Source organism: Cohnella caldifontis, from assembly GCF_029360585.1.
GTDB lineage: Bacteria > Bacillota > Bacilli > Paenibacillales > Paenibacillaceae > Cohnella > Cohnella caldifontis.
Genome location: NZ_JAQZSJ010000018.1, coordinates 1 through 16,200, shown reverse-complemented (window position 1 = coordinate 16,200; position 16,200 = coordinate 1). Strand labels below are relative to the sequence as shown.

The 16,200-nt window shown below is 57.7% G+C and carries 14 protein-coding genes; 11 read left to right on the top strand and 3 right to left on the bottom strand.

The genetic code is table 11. From position 1 onward, the window contains the following. Nucleotide 1 precedes the first annotated feature (1 nt). A complete protein-coding gene (locus PTZ19_RS20180) occupies nt 2-619 on the bottom strand; it encodes a chromate transporter (RefSeq protein WP_276357088.1) in 618 nt (205 codons plus the stop codon). Nucleotides 620-911: 292 nt separating this feature from the next. Between PTZ19_RS20180 and PTZ19_RS20175 the strand changes: the two genes are divergently transcribed. The 6 genes from PTZ19_RS20175 (at nt 912) to PTZ19_RS20150 (ending at nt 10,394) form a co-directional block, all read left to right on the top strand. Continuing rightward, entirely contained in the window at nt 912-2,681 is a 1,770-nt protein-coding gene (locus tag PTZ19_RS20175; protein ID WP_276357085.1) for a cache domain-containing sensor histidine kinase, read from the top strand. Continuing rightward, nucleotides 2,674-4,161: a response regulator transcription factor gene (locus PTZ19_RS20170; protein WP_276357083.1), complete on the top strand. Its 1,488-nt coding sequence runs from the start codon at nt 2,674-2,676 to the stop codon at nt 4,159-4,161. Before PTZ19_RS20175 ends, PTZ19_RS20170 begins: the two co-directional genes overlap by 8 nt. Nucleotides 4,162-4,301: 140 nt before the next feature. Next, on the top strand, nt 4,302-5,684 hold the full coding sequence (locus tag PTZ19_RS20165; protein WP_276357080.1) for an ABC transporter substrate-binding protein: 1,383 nt from the start codon (nt 4,302-4,304) through the stop codon (nt 5,682-5,684). An 88-nt stretch (nt 5,685-5,772) separates the two neighbouring features. Continuing rightward, nucleotides 5,773-6,639 carry a carbohydrate ABC transporter permease gene (locus tag PTZ19_RS20160; protein WP_276357077.1) on the top strand — a complete coding sequence of 289 codons (867 nt, stop codon included), beginning with the start codon at nt 5,773-5,775 and terminating at the stop codon, nt 6,637-6,639. After that, entirely contained in the window at nt 6,636-7,466 is an 831-nt protein-coding gene (locus tag PTZ19_RS20155) for a carbohydrate ABC transporter permease (RefSeq protein WP_276357073.1), read from the top strand. The genes PTZ19_RS20160 and PTZ19_RS20155 overlap by 4 nt, the downstream gene beginning before the upstream one ends. A gap of 42 nt (nt 7,467-7,508) precedes the next feature. Beyond that, nucleotides 7,509-10,394, top strand: coding sequence for an alpha-L-rhamnosidase (locus PTZ19_RS20150; RefSeq protein WP_276357069.1), 2,886 nt, complete (start codon nt 7,509-7,511; stop codon nt 10,392-10,394). 85 nt (nt 10,395-10,479) lie between these two features. Here the strand turns inward: PTZ19_RS20150 and PTZ19_RS20145 are convergent, their stop codons facing one another. Next, nucleotides 10,480-11,298 (bottom strand): hypothetical protein, encoded by an 819-nt coding sequence (locus tag PTZ19_RS20145; RefSeq protein WP_276357068.1) that lies wholly within the window; start codon nt 11,296-11,298, stop codon nt 10,480-10,482. Between the two features lie 264 nt (nt 11,299-11,562). Between PTZ19_RS20145 and PTZ19_RS20140 the strand changes: the two genes are divergently transcribed. Beyond that, entirely contained in the window at nt 11,563-13,236 is a 1,674-nt protein-coding gene (locus tag PTZ19_RS20140; RefSeq protein ID WP_276357067.1) for an ATP-binding protein, read from the top strand. A 1,181-nt stretch (nt 13,237-14,417) separates the two neighbouring features. Here the strand turns inward: PTZ19_RS20140 and PTZ19_RS20135 are convergent. Beyond that, nucleotides 14,418-14,669: a hypothetical protein gene (locus PTZ19_RS20135; RefSeq protein ID WP_276357066.1), complete on the bottom strand. Its 252-nt coding sequence runs from the start codon at nt 14,667-14,669 to the stop codon at nt 14,418-14,420. A 302-nt stretch (nt 14,670-14,971) separates the two neighbouring features. Here PTZ19_RS20135 and PTZ19_RS20130 point away from each other — a divergent pair, with 302 nt between their 5' ends. From PTZ19_RS20130 to PTZ19_RS20115, 4 genes are all read left to right on the top strand, one after another. After that, nucleotides 14,972-15,280, top strand: a complete 309-nt coding sequence (locus tag PTZ19_RS20130) for a PadR family transcriptional regulator (protein WP_276357312.1) — start codon at nt 14,972-14,974, stop codon at nt 15,278-15,280. Beyond that, nucleotides 15,277-15,624: a DUF1048 domain-containing protein gene (locus tag PTZ19_RS20125; RefSeq protein ID WP_276357063.1), complete on the top strand. Its 348-nt coding sequence runs from the start codon at nt 15,277-15,279 to the stop codon at nt 15,622-15,624. The genes PTZ19_RS20130 and PTZ19_RS20125 overlap by 4 nt, the downstream gene beginning before the upstream one ends. A gap of 15 nt (nt 15,625-15,639) precedes the next feature. Next, nucleotides 15,640-15,990, top strand: a complete 351-nt coding sequence (locus tag PTZ19_RS20120) for a DUF1048 domain-containing protein (RefSeq protein WP_276357060.1) — start codon at nt 15,640-15,642, stop codon at nt 15,988-15,990. An 18-nt stretch (nt 15,991-16,008) separates the two neighbouring features. After that, nucleotides 16,009-16,200: ATP-binding cassette domain-containing protein (locus PTZ19_RS20115; protein WP_276357057.1), on the top strand; the 192-nt coding region annotated here is incomplete at its 3' end.

Here is a 16,200-nt window from a genome sequence, read left to right as displayed (position 1 = left end):
ATTATATCATGTAATCGTAAACGGGTTCATTCTCCTGGGGCTTTGGCGTTTTCTCCGTCGGAGTCCGTCCTCTGAATTCGCGGATTTTCACGATGGCGACGCCGGCCGCCGCTCCGATGACGATGACGAGCAGCGGGTGGAGATGACCGAAGAACAGCAGAAGCGCCGCGATTACGGCGAGCGCTCCGGTGGCGAAGTCCACGATGGCCGTTCGCCCGATTTTAATGGCAGAGTAGGCGATCAGGGCGACGACGGTGGCCCGGATCGCGGTGAAGGCGGATTCGATTTTCGGATTGTCTTTCAACTGGACGTAGAAGACCGTCAATATCGCCATGACGCAAAAGGTAGGGAGAACAATGCCCAGCAACGCCGCGATCGCGCCGGGGACGCCCGCGATCCTGTAACCGATGAACGTCGCCGAATTGACCGCGACCGCGCCGGGTACCGACCCCGATACCGCGAAAACGTCGGCGATCTCTTCGGAACGAAGCCACCGTTTCCCGTCCACGACTTCCTTTTCGATCGCCGGAATGAGCGCATACCCCCCGCCGAACGTCAAAGGCCCCATTTTCAGAAACGTCAGGAATATGCCGGACAGCCGCTTCCATTTTTCGTTCAACGCTCCCTCTCTCCCTTCTCTTTCATTGTAGGCTACTTAATTTCAAAATGGAAGAAAGTTTGCCTAAATCGATTTATCATTTCTTTTTATTGCGCTTATAATAAGCAACTTTATTTCGGAATGAATTTTTTGATTCATATCCGATTTTGAAGGACCCAAAAAAAACGGACGTCTCCGCCAAAAAAACAGCGCTTCCACATTCGCGCGATCATGCCTTACAATGATGGAATATAAACCAACAAGCGGCCGGATCTTCCTCAAAGGCCGCTTGTCTTTTCCAGGGGGAGACGCCATGGCCGGCAGAATCCGCAAGCTGATGTCCCGCTTCCGTTTCCGGAAAGTCCGCAGCCGGTTTTTCGCCACGATGATCTTGCTTTCGTTGCCGCCTCTCTTCCTGCTCGGATACGTCTCCTTCAACATCGCCAAGAGCACCCTCACGGAAAACATCACGAAAACGAACGACAACCATCTCCAGACCTCGAGCGAAGTGGCGGATTTGCTTTTCCGCAACATCGTGAACCTGAACCGGTTCATCGTGCTGGACGAGGAGATCCGCAACGATCTCCGGAAGAGCGAAATCAAGAACAGCCTGGAGCTCCTCGAAGCGAACACCTTGACGATCAGCCGGCTCCAGCGGATCATCAACAGCAACTCCTTCGACACCCGCTATTTGGAATCCATGTGCATCTTCGATCTCCATTTCCAGACGTACTGCCTCGGCCGGTCGGACGACGCCGGACAATACGAAACCCCGGACAAAAAGCAAAGGATCGAAGCGTCGGAATGGTACCGGGAAGCTTATGAAGCCCAAGGCCGCGTCGTCTTCTTCGGGTACAACGTGCTGGGAGACAAGGAAAACGCGTTTTCCACCGTCAAGCTGTTCCGGGATTCCGACAGCCTGGAAGGGAAGCCGATCGGGCTTCTCGTCATGAATCTATCGAAAACGATGTTCGGCAGCGTGTTTAACGGGAGCCGGGATAACGGGCAGTTTCTGGCGATCGATTCCTCCGCGGACCCGGCCCTGATCGTGTACCCGGACTCGTCGGAGACGGCGATTCCGGTCGCCGTGGGCAACCTGCAGAACATCCTGGGACAGTTGCATGAACAAGGGTACCTGATCAGCGAATACCGGAATCAGACCACCCAGTGGACCTTCGTCCATCTCATCCGGAAAAGCCAGCTGCTCAAGCAGTCGAACCGGATCGGCACGGCCACCGCCTGGATCGCCTCCGGCATCGCGCTCGTCGCCCTGGTCATCTCCTTCATCGTGTCGGGAAGCATTACCCGTCCTCTTCTTCAGCTCAAAAAGATGATGGTCGATTGGAACAAAGGCAAGCGCGACTTCGGAGGCAGCTTCGAGGAAGACGAAGTCGGCGCGATCGGCGAGACGTTCAAGCGGATGGCGCTCGAAAACCAGGAGCTCGACGCCCGGCTCTTCCATTCGGAGCTGAAGGAGAAGGAAGCGGAGCTGCGCGCGCTGCAAGCCCAGATCAAGCCGCATTTTCTGTACAATACGCTGGACTCGATCTATTGGATGGCCCGGCTGAAGAAAACGGAGGAGGCCGCGGCGATGGCGCTCGCCTTGTCGGAGAGCTTCAAACTCAGCTTGAACAAAGGCCGGGAGACGATTCCCGTCTACAAGGAACTGAAGCACATCGAGCATTACATGACGATCCAGAACATCCGCTATAACGGCCGTTTCCGCTATGTGACGGACGTGGATCCGTCCATCATGGGATTCGAAATGCTCAAGCTGATCCTTCAGCCGCTGGTCGAAAACGCCATCTATCACGGATTGGAGCCCAAAATGGGAGAGGGAAGCATCCGCATCGAAGGGCGTTTGGACGGCGATTTCCTCTGTTTTACCGTCGAAGACGACGGCGTCGGCATGGAAGACGTTCAGCAGACCGAACAGGGTTATGGCCTCCGCAACGTACGGGAACGGCTGACGCTGTATTACGGTCCGTCGAGTTCGTTCCGCGTGACGAGCAAGCCGGGAATGGGAACCCGCATCGATCTCCGCATCAAACCGTTCGCCGAGGAGGTAAGGGAGCATGCTTAAGGCGGTGCTTTTCGACGACGAGTACATCGTGCTGGAGGCGCTGAGCGCGCTGGTCGACTGGAAGGGGCTCGGGATCGAGCTGGCCGGCACCGCGGGCGACGGCGTTTCGGCGCTCGGGACGTTCCGGAGCGTGCGGCCGGACATCGTGCTGACCGATATCCGCATGCCAGGCATGGACGGTCTCCAGCTCATCGAGGAGATTCTGGCCGAAGCTCCGGAGACGTGCTGCATCGTCTTCAGCGGCTTTAACGAGTTCGAATACGTCAAACGGGCGATCGGACTCGGCGTGACGGATTACGTGGAGAAGCCGATCACGGAAGAGAGCATCGAACGGGCGCTGCGCAAAGCCTTGGGCCTGATCGACCGGAAAGAAGAGGTGCGGACGCTCGAACGCAAATGGGCGGCCAGCCGCCCGGAGCTGCTCGAGAAGGCGGTAGGGGACCTGATTGCGTTCGGCCGGCCGGCGGAGGCCAAATGGAGGGAAAGCTTCGGTCCGGAAGCCGCGAGCGTATGCGAGTTCACGGTGCTGGCTGCGGCGGAACCGTTCGCGCTGCCGGAAAATCCGGCGTACCGCACCGTCTATTTGCGCAGCGGGCAAAATTATTTGGCCGTCGTATTTTGCCTGGTTCCATTATCGAATTCGTACTGGGACGATATATCCGGAGAATTGGAAAACGCGGAGATCGCCGTAGGACTGGGCTCGGCCCGGACGGAAGCGGGAGAAGCGCCGGACAGCTGCAATGAGGCGCTGCGGGCATTGAAATCCGCTTTGTTTCTGGGCATCAAAGGATTTCTTCCGTTCAGCGAACTCGGCGAACGGACGGCTTCACCGGGAGAGTTGACGGAGCGGGAGGAAGCGATCATCCTCAGCATGCGCGCGGGCAGCAAGGCGCTGCTGATGGAACAGGTGGATCGATTCGCCGATTGGATCCGGACGGAGCGGGTGGACCCGGATTTAGCCGAACGCGAAATGCTCAAGCTGATTTATTTGACGCTGGAGACCGCCCGGGAGCACGGAGCGTTGCCCGACTTCGGCCCCTCGTCCGGGGATTCTTACATGCCGCACGTCGAGATCCGGGATGCGGCGAGGCGGGGGAAGCTGACGGACTGGTTCCGGAGTCAAATCGAGACGATCGCGGACAGCTGGATGAAGGCGCGCGAGTTGACCAAACACGCGGCCGTGGAGAAGGCCCGCTTGTACATCGAGAAGAACGTCTCCCGCGACGTTTCCCTGCAGGAAGCGGCGGAGCACGTCGGTCTGAATGCCACTTATTTGAGCGTGCTGTTCAAAGAAGTGATGGGGGAGACGTACATTAAATATTTAACCCGGTACCGCATGGAGCTGGCGAAGACGCTGCTTCGCCAAGGGCATAAAGTGAACGAGGTCAGCGAGAAAGTCGGCTACTTGACGCACCGCCATTTCACGGAGGTGTTCAAGAAATACGCGGGCTGCACCCCCGGCCAGTACAAAGAATCGTGAACATCCGATCCAAAAAAATCGGAACCGGAATCCAAAAAAGGCGGCACTGTCCGGCGAATGCGCTTTCGTCTTACACTGGGATCGAGGGTACCCGGGCCCTTGCGCGGCAACTCACTTCGAACGATCAGGGGGACCAACGAATGAGCAAACCCAGGAAATTTTTCGCTTTGCTGTCCAGCGTTCTGATGCTCTCCGGCCTGCTCGCCGCATGCGGCGGCGGTTCGTCGGACAAGGAAAACGAATCCTCGCCTTCCGCCTCCGGCGCTTCGCCGTCCGGCAGCGCTTCGGTTTCCGCCAGCGCGCCCGCGCCGAGCGAATCGCAAGAGAAGGTCAAGCTGACGCTGCTGGTGGACAACAACCAGGACACCGTCATCTACACGAAAGCGCTGGTGGACGCGTTCCAGGCCAAATACCCGAACATCACGATCGAAACGGAAACCCGCCCTACCGGCAGCGAAGGCGACAACTTCGTGAAGACGAGACTGGCCACCGGCGACATGAACGACGTTTTCTTCTACAACTCCGGTTCTCTCATGCAAGCGCTCAACCCGGAGCAAAACATGATCGATTTGACGAACGAGCCGTTCCAAGCGAACGTCATCGACTCGTTTAAGCCGACCGTCTCGATCAACGGCAAAATTTACGGCGCCCCGGTCGGCTCCACGATGGGCGGCGGCTGGTTCTACAATAAGAAAATTTACGCCCAGCTCGGCCTGTCCGTACCGAAAACGTGGGCGGAACTCATGGAGAACAACAAAAAAATCAAAGCAGCGGGCATTACGGCGATGATCGGGTCCTACAAGGACACGTGGACGTCCCAGCTGATCATGCTGGCGGATTACTTCAACGTCCAAGCGCAGGTGCCGAATTTCGCCGCGGATTACACGGGGAACAAGGCGAAGTACGCGACGACGCCTGCCGCGCTCCGCGGCTTCCAGAAGCTGGAGGAAACCGTCGGCTATTACAACAAGGACTTCCTGGCGACGACGTACGACGCGGGCCTCAAGATGCTGGCGGAAGGCAAAGGCGCCCATTATCCGATGTTGACCTTCGCCGTCCCGGCTCTCGTGCAGAACAATCCCGACAAGATTGACGACATCGGATTTTTCGCCCAGCCGGGGGACAGCGCGGATCAGAACGGCCTGACCGTCTGGATGCCGGGAGGCGCTTATATTTACAAGAACACCGAACATCCCGAAGAAGCGAAGAAGTTCGTGGAGTTCGTCGCTTCCGCCGAAGGCGTCAGCATCATGGGCACGGTCTCCAAGCCGTCCGGCCCGTACGCGATCAAAGGCGCCGCGCTTCCGGACGACACGCCGCAAGTCGTGAAAGACATGCTTCCGTATTTCGACAATAACCAGACCGCTCCGGCGCTCGAATTCCTGTCCCCGGTCAAAGGTCCGAGCCTCGAGCAGATCACGGTGGAAGTCGGATCCGGCAAGCGGAAAGCGGCGGACGCGGCCGCCCTCTACGACCAAGACGTCAAGAAGCAGGCGCAGCAGTTGGGTCTTGCGGGCTGGTAATCGCTGAACTGCCCAGCGGGAAACAAGAAAGTCGGCCCTGCCAGCCAATAGCGGGGCCGGCTGTTTCGCCGTAAGAGGAGGAATCGGGATGACCAAGGTATTCAAAAGGATCTATACCTACAACTTTCTGCTGCCCGCGGCCATCGTCTACACCGTCATTTTCATCGTTCCGACCGTCATGTCCTTTTTCTTCAGCTTGACCCGGTGGACGCTGTTCAAATGGGATTTCATCGGGCTTGAAAACTTCAAGACGTTCTTCCAGGAGCCGTCCTTAAGCATCGGATTCAAAAACACGCTGATCTACGCGGCGGTCACCTGCGGGCTCAAGGTCGTCGCCGGGTTGCTGCTTGGCGTGTTCCTGACCGGCAAAATCCGCACGAAAGACTATCTCCGCTCCGTCGTTTTCTTCCCCGTGCTGGTCAGCACGATCGCCGTCGGCATCGCGTTCGGCATGATGATGCATCCGACGACGGGCCTGATCAACACGACGCTGGCGTTGTTCGGCATCGAAGGACCGGATTGGCTTGGGGACACGCGCATCGCGCTTCTGTCGGTCGCGGCGGTCGACGTGTGGAAAGGCGTCGGACTGGCCACCGTGATTTACATCGCCGGCATTTTGGCCATTCCGGAAGAATACAGCGAGGCGCTGCAGATCGACGGCGGCAACGCTTGGAACAAGTTCTGGAACATCACCGTGCCGCTCAGCCGTCCGGCCGCCAACGCGGTCATCATTCTCGCTTTCATCGGGGGCCTGCGGTCGTTCGACCTGATTTGGGCCATGACCAAAGGCGGACCGGGCTTCGCGACGGACGTGATCGCCTCGATTATCTATAAACAATATCAAGGCGGCTTTTACGGCTTGGCGACGGCCGGCAACGTCATCCTGTTCCTGTTCGTCACGGCCATCGTCTATCCGCTGTCGCGCTACCTGACGCGCAAGGAGGTGGACCTGTGAGCCGCAGCCTGCGCCGAATCGGCGTCGAAACGTTCGCCGTGCTCGCCAGCGTCGTCATTTTCTGGATTCCCTTGTATTTCGTGCTGCTGACCGCGATGAAGAGCGCGCCGGAGGCATCGGAAATGAACCTGGCGTGGCCGTCGAAAATCCAGTTGTGGCAGAACGTCAAGGAAGTCGTCGCGTTCCGCGACCACATGCTGCTTCGCGCGTTCTGGAACAGCACGGTGCTTACGGTTCTGTCCCTCGCGGCGATGGTCGTCGTCTGCTCGATGGCGGCCTTCGTCATCCAGCGCCGGAACGACCGGGCGACGCCCTGGATCAGCTTCTTCGTGCTGGCCGGTTTGATCATTCCGCCGGCGATCGTGCCGACGATCTGGGTGCTGAACGAGATCCATCTGTTCAAAACGATGATCGGACTGATCCTGGTGGAGGTCGCGCTCGGCTTTCCGTTCTGCGTGATGCTGTACCGGGGGTTCATGGCCGCGATCCCGCGCGAAATCGACGAGGCGGCGGTCGTGGACGGATACGGCGGGTACCGATTGTTCTTCACGATCATTTTCCCGCTGCTGCAGCCGGTGACCGCCACGATCGTCGTGACGCAGGCGGTGTTCGTGTTCAACGACTTCACGAATCCGCTGTATTTCTTTCCGGGCGCGAAGAACGCGACCGTACAGCTGACGTTGTACAACTTCACGAGCCAGTTCCTCTCGCAGTGGAATCTGCTGTTCACGGACATTTTGCTGATCACGATTCCGCCGCTGCTGCTGTTTATCTTCTTCAATAAAAAAATCGTGGCCGGCATGACCACCGGTTCGGTGAAAGGCTGAATCGGCAGGCCGAATGCGGGCATGGGATGGAGGGAATGTTCGATGGGCGTTTTGCAAGTTGCGGATCTGACCTGCGAATACCGCCGGAATCCGCTGGGGATCGGGGTGCGCGTCCCGCGCTTCGGGTGGCGGCTCGTTTCGGATACGCGCGGCACGATGCAGAAGGGGTACCGGATCGTCGTCGCCGGGGCGGACGGGAATTTCGAGGAGCCGATCTGGGATTCCGGGGATACGGACAGCGACGCTTCCATTCAAGTGGAGTATGGCGGACCTTCGCTGGAGCCCCGCACTCGTTACGTTTACAGGGTGAAAGTCTGGGATATCGCGGGGCGTGAATCGGATTGGAGCGAAGCGGCTTGGTTCGAGACGACGCTGCTGGACCGGTCGGAGTGGCGGGCGAATTGGATTGCGCCGCACGCTTCGGGAATTGATCCCGACTCGCAGGGCGGTTTCCTGCTGCGCAAGGAATTCGAACTGAAGAACGGGATCGCATCGGCCCGCGTCTATACCACGGCAGCGGGCGTGTACGAGCTGTTTGCCAACGGCAAGAAGGCGTCGGACGACGTTCTGGCCCCCGGCTGGACCAGCTATCAGCATCGCTTGCAGTTTCAGACTTATGACGTGACGGAGTTATTGAAGCCGGGGCGGAACGCCATCGGCATCCATCTCGGAGACGGTTGGTACCGGGGCGGCATGGGGTTCGAGAACCGGAATTTCCGGTACGGCAACCGGAAAGCGGCGCTGCTGCAACTGCACGTGCGGTATGAAGACGGCACGGAAGAGGTCGTCGTCACCGACGCGTCCTGGAAATGCGCCCTCAGCCCGGTCCTGTACGCCACGATCTATCACGGCGAGACGTACGACGCCCGGCTGGAGCAGGACGGCTGGAGCGAGGGCGGGTTCGAGGACGCGGAATGGAAGCCCGCCGAAGCGCTCGATTTGCCGATAGACGTGCTCGTGCCCCAAGAGAATTGGCCGACCCGCGTGACGGAGACGGTTCGTCCGGTGTCCGCTTTCGTGACTCCGGCGGGCGACCGCGTGCTCGACATGGGGCAGAACATGGTGGGACGCGTTCGGATGACGGTGCAAGCTCCTGCCGGCGCGAAGATCACTCTGCGGCACGCCGAGGTGCTGGACAAGGACGGCAACGTCTACTTCGGCAACCTCCGCCCGGCGAAACAGACGGTGGAGTACACGGCGCGAGGGAAAGGAACGGAAACTTACGCTCCCCATTTTACGTTTATGGGTTTCCGATACGTGAAGGTGGAAGGGTATCCGGGCGATTCGCTTCCGCTGGATGCGTTCGTCGGCGAAGTGCTGCATTCGGACATGGAGCCGGCCGGGGCGTTCGAGACTTCGGACAGCCGGGTCAACCGATTGCAGAGCAACATCCGCTGGGGCCAGCGCGGCAACTTCCTCGACGTGCCGACCGACTGCCCGCAGCGCGACGAGCGGCTCGGCTGGACGGGCGACGCGCAGGTGTTCATCTCGACCGCCTTGTTCAATTTCCAAGGAGCGCCCTTTTTCACGAAGTGGCTACGCGACTTGAAAGCAGAGCAGCATCCGGACGGCGGCGTGCCGTTCGTCATCCCGGACGTGGCCGGCGGAGCCAGCTCGGCCGCTTGGGGCGACGCCGCGGTCATCTGTCCCTGGACCGTTTACCAGTACTACGGGGACCGGCGGCTGCTTGCCGAACAATACGAGAGCATGAAGGCTTGGGTGGCTTACATCCGGGCGCAGGGCGACAACGAATATTTGTGGAACACGGGCTTCCACTTCGGGGATTGGCTCGGTCTCGACGCCAAGGAAGACAGCTACGTAGGCGCGACGCCGCGGGAGTTGATCGCGACCGCCTATTATGCGTATTCGACCCGGTTGGTCCGCGAAGCGGCGAAGGCGCTCGGTTACGCGGAAGACGAGGCGAAGTACGGGGAACTGTACGAACGCGTGGTCCAGGCGTACCGGGAAGAGTTCCTGACGGCGACCGGGCGGGTCGCGGCGCCGACCCAGACGGCGCACGTGCTGACGCTCATGTTCGACTTGGCGGAAGAGCGCGTAAGAGCCCGCGTCGCCAAGGATCTGAACGATCTGATCGTGGAGAACGGGTATCATTTGACGACCGGTTTCGTCGGCACGCCGTATTTGTGCTTCACGCTGTCGAACCACGGCTATCACGGCACCGCCGTTCGGCTGCTGCTGCAGGAGAGCTATCCGGGCTGGCTGTACTCGGTGTCCAAGGGCGCCACGACGATCTGGGAGCATTGGGACAGCATCAAGCCGGACGGCTCGTTCTGGAGCGACGACATGAACTCGTTCAACCACTACGCGTACGGCGCGATCGGCGACTGGATGTACCGCAAGATCGCGGGGCTCGATATGGACCCGGCGGTACCCGCGTTCAAGCGCATCCGGATCGAGCCGCTGTTCGGCGGCAAGTCGCTGTCGTACGCCGAGGCATCGCATCTGTCTCCTTACGGGAAAATCGAGGCGGGCTGGAAAGCGGACGGAGCCCGCATCGAAGTGAACGCGGCCGTGCCCGCGAACGCGACGGCGATCGTCGTCTTGCGAGGCGCTTCCGCCGCCGGCCTGACGGAGAGCGGCAAGCCGCTTGACGCGGCGGACGGCATCCTGTCCGTATCGCAGCATGAAGGCGGCGTCACGCTGACGGTCGGCTCCGGCAGCTATTCGTTCCGCTATGAGAACGCGGACCTGTTCCGCACCGCGTACACGTACGACACGGTGCTCAGCGACGTGCTGAACGACGAGGCCGCGACGGAGGTGCTGAAGAAACATCTGCCCCATCTGTTCGAAGGCCCGATGCTGAAGTTCATGAGCACGTCCAGCCTCAAGCAAGTGGCCGAGAACGGCATGGCCCGCGTGCCCCCCGGCGCGATGGACGCCGTATTGGCGGACCTGGCGAAGCTGTAAGGCGGAATGAAAGGCAGAAAGGCGACCCTGATGGGGTCGCCTTTCTGCTTCCGGGCGTATGCGCTGGAACGATCATTCCGAAATTCTAAGCGTAACTGACGGCCGTATGGCAATACTCGCATTCCCGGCTCTCCCCGGGCTGCAACAGGATCTTGACTCCGCAGTTCGTGCATTCGACCGTTTTCGGAACCGGCGGGCTTTCCGCGGCGGCGGCGGCTTCGTCCTTCTCCTTATCCTTATCGGTGACCAGGTATTCCGTAATCGTGACGAAGGACTGGGTCACGCTTTGCACGTTTGGCACGTTCTGCATGACGTTCTGCATGCCGTTTTGCATGCCGTTCTGCATGACGTTCTGCATGACGTTTTGCATGACGTTTTGCACGCCGTTCTGCATGCCGTTCTGCAGCGATACGACTTGACCAAGGGCGGCATCGACGAATACGCCCGGAAGCTTGTTCCAAAAGACCATGTGCTGCAATTCATGGACGACGACAGCCAAATCGCACTGCACGTTCGCGGCCATTTGCGCGATGGAAGTCAGCCTTTCCGTATAAATCATGGAAAGGTACCGCTCGAAGCGCGCGTGCATCATCCGTTTCAACTGATAGGCCCTAAAGTAGAGATAAAGGCTTGGCAAGAGGAAAATCACGATACAGACGAAGAATGCGGGCAGTGTCCCGCCTTGATCGTCGGAGGACATCGTGCTTAAGAAAACGATGCTCATCATAAGAAAAACGATCAAAAGGAGATGAGCGCAAAGTTTCCTGTCCAAAATTTTCAGATGCGTCACGTTCCGATGCTTGATGAGCCGGGCAATGATCAGAACGATCCCAACGGGAAAAAAGACCATCAACGCAAGAACGACGATCGCGCCGTGAATAAAGGGCTTTTCGTTTTGGCCCACGACGAAGTTCCTCCTCTGCAACAGTCGACAACGACGGATTCTGTGCTCCATATGATAACGAAGCCGTTTTTACCTCTTTCGACATTTATTCATTTTTTCCTCTAATTTGGAATCCGTTTTGTCGGCGGATCGCCCGCGAATCCGCGGATTCGTTCGCAGTCCGCGAAGGCAGACCTAAACCCCATGGGCGTCGAATAAGCGTTTCGCTTGTCGAATACCGGTGTAATTTAGGGTATCAACCAGTCAAGGGGCGAAAGGAATTTGTTGGACGCAAGCTATCTTTTGGCTAATTTGCTTTGCGTGTTTTTTCCGTTGTTCGGAATCGAAATCTGGGGGAATTCGAGCGGGCAGCCGGTGATGAAGACGACTTGGAATCACGTCTGGCTGGCTGCCACTTTGTTCGCTTCTTCCATTCTGTGTACCCTGTTCGACTTCCGATTATCGGAGGGGCTGGTCCTCAATCTCAGCATCTTGCCTTTAACGATGGGGTTTTTCGTGCTCACTTGGCGCATGGGTCTTCTCGTGCTGCTGCTATTTGTCCTCTACCGAATGCTATACTCCCTCTGGAAACTTTCCCAAGGCCACGTTACGCTGCAGACGTTTAAGACGGTCGTTTCCATGCTTCCGCAAGGTTTGGGCATCATTTGCGTTTTCGGATTGATCATGTGCGCCTGTTCCGTTGCCACCCGACGTCTCTCATTCTCGCGGCGGGCGGCGGGATTCGCCGCAGGCTTGCTGCTTTACGCGCTGTCCGATTACGTCTATATCCATCATTTCAATCGGTCGTTACACTTTAACGTTGGCGCATTCATCGGTTTTATCCTCGCGGTCGATTGCTCGTTTATCGTCATTGCGAGGTTGATCGTGGCCAGCCTGGAGAAAAAACGGGCCAACCGGGAATTGATTCTGCGAGAAGAGGTGTACCGCAGGCTGGTAGAGGAATCGCCGGACGCCGTCGCCATTTCGAAGGACCGGCAATGGGTGTTCGTCAACAACGCGTTGGCCGAGCTGTTCGGGAGCGACAAGGAACGGCTGCTGTCCACGCCGTCTTACCGGTTCGTCCACGAGGATTATATCGAGCAGATCAATCGGCGGTTGAACCAGGTGGAACTGGGCCGTACGGCGGAATTGACCGAGCAGGTTCTCTTGAAAGCGAACGGGGAGCCCTTTCTGGCGGAAACGTTGTCCATTCCTACGATATACCGCGGAGAAACCGCCATTCATACCATCATCCGGGATATCACCCACCGGAAGAAAGAGCAGGATCTGCTGATCCAGGCGGAGAAACTGAGCGTCTCCGGGCAGTTGGCCGCGGGAATCGCCCACGAAATCCGGAACCCGTTGACCACGATGAAAGGATTCCTGAAACTCATCCAGGCGAATCCCAAAGAGGAGTACTTCGGGATCGTCTCCGCGGAAATGGATCGGATCGAGGAGATCGTCACCGAGCTTCTGTTGTTCTCCAAACCGAATCGGAATCTGTACCGGGACGCCGACATCATTCTCGCGCTCAAGCAAGTCGTCTCCCTGATGGAAGCGCAGGCGAACCTGGAGAACATCGCGATCGAAACGCATTACGCCGCCGACCCGTTTCGGATCTTCTGCGACGAGAACAAACTGAAGCAAGCGTTCATCAATTTCGTGAAAAACGCGATCGAGGCGATGCCGGACGGCGGAACGCTCCGGATCCGCGCCGAGAACGAAAGGACCCGTCTGCGAATCGAGATTCGGGACGACGGCGTCGGAATCCCGGAGGATAAGCTGAAGCTGCTCGGCTCCCCGTTTTATACCACGAAAGAAAACGGCACGGGTCTCGGATTCATGGTGAGCAGGAAAATCATCGAAGACCATCAGGGCCGCCTTGCCGTTACGAGCGCCGTAGGCCAAGGGACCGCGATCTCCTTGTTGTTGCCAGCTGCGGGGCAGCATGTTTCATGATTCTCCGTGAACCGTTCTTTGCATACCTCGGAATTTTCTCCATTGGAGGTCGGAATTTTCGATAGTCCGGCCTCCTTGCCTTTTTATGTGTCTCATCGACCCGCCCCACGTGCCGGACACGCCGGTCGGCTGCTAATCGGACAACGTTCGCCGTACCGGAGGACTGGGCTGGACGGGATATCCGCCTGCTGTTCGGCGGCATGGGCTCGGCTGTCCGTGTTGGGTGAACGGCGAACTGGCCGGTGACGCCCAAGGAAGCCGCTATTCGAGCGAGTTCCGGATCGGCGGGTTATGGGTTCCGGCGAGAACGTGCTGGCCGTTAAAGTCTAACAATGGTCGGACGGCAGCTATTTGGAAAGCCAAGACAACGGCGGATGAGCGGCATTTTCCGTGACGTCTATCTCGTAGCCGGGCCGGCGGAGGCCTATATCCGGGACGTCGCCGTATAAAGCCGAGTTCATCGACACTTGGGACATGACGATCACCGAGGTGGACGGAACGCTATCCGGGCTTCCGGCCTCAGCCTCCTGGAGCTGCCGGACAAGGTGTATCAGGCCGTCCGGATCCGGAAGATCTCCAAATGACGGACTGTCCGAACAGGGCTCGCGCGAGACGGGAAGCCGTTCCGTTGCGGGCACCCGACAAGGCTTCAGGAACCATAGGCTCGATCCGTTGGCCGCGTTCCTACACGAAAGGACCCCAAAATCCACGATCAAGGTGTTGGGGGCCTGTTTCGCAGGGATGGGATTGCGAGGGCCGGTGGTGATGATTCTAACGGACATCTCGGCCGTTATTTGCGATATATCGGACATTCGCAAAATGTAACGGACAGAGGAGCTCTTATCGGTATCCAGTCACGGCTGCACGAGGTATTTTTCCCCAAATAAGAGCATCGGTGTCCGTTAAAATCGGGCAGGCCGAGAAATGAGCCCAATAGCGGCCGCTGTGTCCGTTAAAGTTGCCGGATTACTCGAATCGGCCGGACCAGCGTATGTTATTCAACGTTTTCCTTGGGCTCGTCCCGGTTACTCCTTCAGCGGCCCCGACGCGCGCCTTGGTTACGTATTTTCAAGCGGGCTGTCTAAAAACGGCTTTTTATTACCCAAATCAAATAACTTCGACTCAGGGAGGCAGGCGCCGAACGATTTATTGCGTTCGAGCAATAAACCGTCCCCATTTCGTCACCCCGAAATCCAAATACGGCGAGAACCCGAACTTACTTCAGCCAAAAGGCGCACATCGGCGGTTTGCCCGCTTTGCTGGCACAGGAACGGCTTGCGCATGTTGGTGATGAAGCCTTCCTTGCACTTCTGGATCAAATAAGGCTCGGGAAGATCGGAGTTGCGGTCCAAGGTGGCCACCATCATCGGGATGTAGCCGTCCTCCGTCTGGCAGTCCAGGAAGTTCCGCACGTTCCCTTTCGAATGGAGCAAAGCAGCCGATCCCGACAGCTTCAACTCGATTATAGAAGGAGGGGGTGAAACCGTCAGGGGGCAATCGGATACAGTTTATGGGGGAATCGCGCACATCGGCCGTCCGACCCGTAAAAATCGCATGGGCGTGCCTTGTCATTACCCGGGAAATCGAAAATTCGACATTTAAAAAAATCACGGTTATTTAAGGGACGCGATTGACAGACCAACTACTGCGTATTACAATATAGTGGTAGTTAGTAATACTTAATATCAGTCATACAGAATAGCAGGAGGTGATCGTACTGGAGAACCTGACGGAAATGCTCAAAGGCGTCCTTGAGGGCTGCGTCCTTGAAATCATAAGCCGCGACGAAACTTACGGCTACGAAATCACGCGGCGGCTGAACGCCCTCGGCTTCACGGACGTTGTGGAAGGAACGGTGTACACGATCCTGATCCGGCTTGAAAAAAACAAGCTGGTAGAGATCGCCAAGAAGCCCTCCGACATGGGGCCGCCGCGAAAATTTTTCACGCTCAACGACGCGGGACGAGAAGAGCTGCGGAAGTTCTGGGAAAAATGGGAGTTCGTATCTTCAAAAATGAACGAGTTAAAGGAGGAGAAACAATGAATTTTTGGGAAAAAATCACCGGCAGCGACATGACGAAGGAATTGAAAAATTTCGAATCGCGCGTCCGAAAGCTGCCGGCTGATTATCAAGCGGCATGGGAAGAGATTCAGGCCAATCTTTGGCCGCACGCGGATTTCACCGGTCGCAACCTCATGCCGATCCTCGATGGCGTGGTTGGCCTGCTCGAAGAGACGGCGGCGGACGGTCAGAGTGTCCGAGAGGTTTTGGGCGACGATATCAAAGGCTTCTGTTCGGCGTTGGCCGGCGAAGAAGGAGCAAAATCTTACCGAGACAAGTGGCGCGAGCAACTCAACCATAATATCGCGAAAAAATTAGGCAAATAGGGGGAGGACCAAACGATGAAAATACAAGATATCCTCAAAGGCAAAAAAGAGTGGCGTGCGCACGTGGCGCGCGTCAAAGCGCTCCCGAAAGATTATCAGATCGTTTATCGAGAGATTCAAAAATATCTCTTTAAGGTCGGCCCTGTCGAACTGACCGAAGGAACGGGTTTGCTCTCGGGGATTGTCGATCTTTTCGAAGAAGGCGCGGCCTCGGGGAAAGGCGTGCTCGAAGTGACGGGCAGTAACGTCGCGGCTTTCTGCGACGATCTCATCAAAGATTCGAAAACTTACGCGGACATCTATCAAGAATCCGTTAACCGAGAAGTGAACAAGGCCGTGAAAAAGGTGACGGATAAAACAAAGTAAAAGGGGGGGGATACCGGGATGGGACATGCAATCGAAGTGAAAGGTCTGAAAAAGTCTTACAAGCAGCTTGATGTTCTGAAGGGCGTAGATTTCGAGGTGGAAAAAGGCAGTATATTCGCCCTCCTCGGCTCCAACGGCGCAGGCAAGACAACGGTTGTCAGAATCCTCTCCACGCTGCTCAAGCATGACGGCGGAGTCGCCGCCGTGAAC